Genomic DNA, 1,407 nt, shown 5'->3' with positions numbered 1-1,407 from the left:
CTTGATGGACACGATGTTACAGCGGGGCAACACATCCCTACAGCTGACATCAGTAAACTTCAGTTCGTTCCTGCGCAAGATTTTAATGGCGATGTTCAGTTTAAATATACTGTTAACGATGGGCATGTTGACTCACAAGAGGCTACTAACACTCTTCATATTGATGCGATTGGAGATAAAGCCGTTATATCAGGTGTGGATACTGGCGATGTTTATGAAAACAGAAACCCTGATATGTCGCCAGACTTTGCCCAGTCAGGTATGGCGCATTTAACTAATAGTATGATTCATGTTGAGGGGCAACTAACAATCATCGATCCAGATACCGGCGAGAATAGTTTTGATTCTAAAGGTATTGGTTATACCTATCATGGAAAATATGGCCATTTGATTCTTAATACAGATGGTAAATGGTTTTATGGTGTTGCGACCGGCACTGCTGATGTAAATGGTGGATTAACAACAAATGTAGGATCGACGATTGATCAACTTGGTGCAAATGAGACACTCACTGATACGATAACGATACAAAGTAAAGACGGTACCAGTCATGATATTGTTATCACCATTCATGGCGACAACGACCGTCCATACTGCTCTTCAGAAGTGCAGCTCAACAGCGGTAAAGAAGACCTCGCGCAAACCATCACGGCCACCGAACTCTTAGCAAACACTATAGACGTGGATAGCAACGACCTAGGCAAACTCACCATTGCTAATCTTCACGCTGATCATGGTTCTATTCTAGATAACAAAGACGGCACCTACACTTTTACTCCAACCAAAGACTATAACGGCCAAGTTCATTTTAGCTATGACGTCACAGATGCGCATGGCGGAGTGACTCATACAGGGGCGTCTACCACACTCACCGCTACCCCAGACGGCGCCATCATTTCAGAAGTAACAACTGACCACGTCACTGAAGATGGTTCACACAGCAGCCACAATGCAGGGGTTACAACTGAGCTCGCGAATGGAAGACTACAAGTTGTGGATCCAGATAGCGGGGAGAATAAATTCCAATACAGCCAGTTTGGTGAATCAGCAGTTCACGATCCGTTTGGTGGCATGTTACGTATTGATAGCTTGGGCAATTGGGGGTACAGCGTTAATAATGCCAATTTGCAACACCTTGCTCAAGGGCAAACTGAAACCGTTATCTACCGTGTTCATAGTTATGATGGAACGGCATACGAGTTGCACATAGACGTTGTAGGCACCAATGATGCGCCAACCGTTACCCAAGTTGCGCTAAGTAACGGCACTGAAGACACGCATTATCAAATGCAAGCGAGTCAGTTTGGATTTACGGATGTTGATAGTGGCGATACGCTACATTCAGTTGCAATCACAGATCTACCACCAGCAACACAAGGTAAATTTGTGCTTGATGGACACGATGTT

At 44.6% G+C, this 1,407-nt stretch carries 1 protein-coding gene; it reads left to right on the top strand.

From position 1 onward, the window contains the following. On the top strand, positions 1-1,407 hold a 1,407-nt coding region (locus AB4653_RS01775; protein WP_372103176.1), incomplete at both ends, for a VCBS domain-containing protein.

Origin of the sequence: Vibrio sp. 10N.222.48.A3 (assembly GCF_041475345.1) — a bacterium.
Classification (GTDB): domain Bacteria; phylum Pseudomonadota; class Gammaproteobacteria; order Enterobacterales; family Vibrionaceae; genus Vibrio; species Vibrio tasmaniensis_A.
This window is presented reverse-complemented; position numbering and strand designations above follow the sequence as displayed.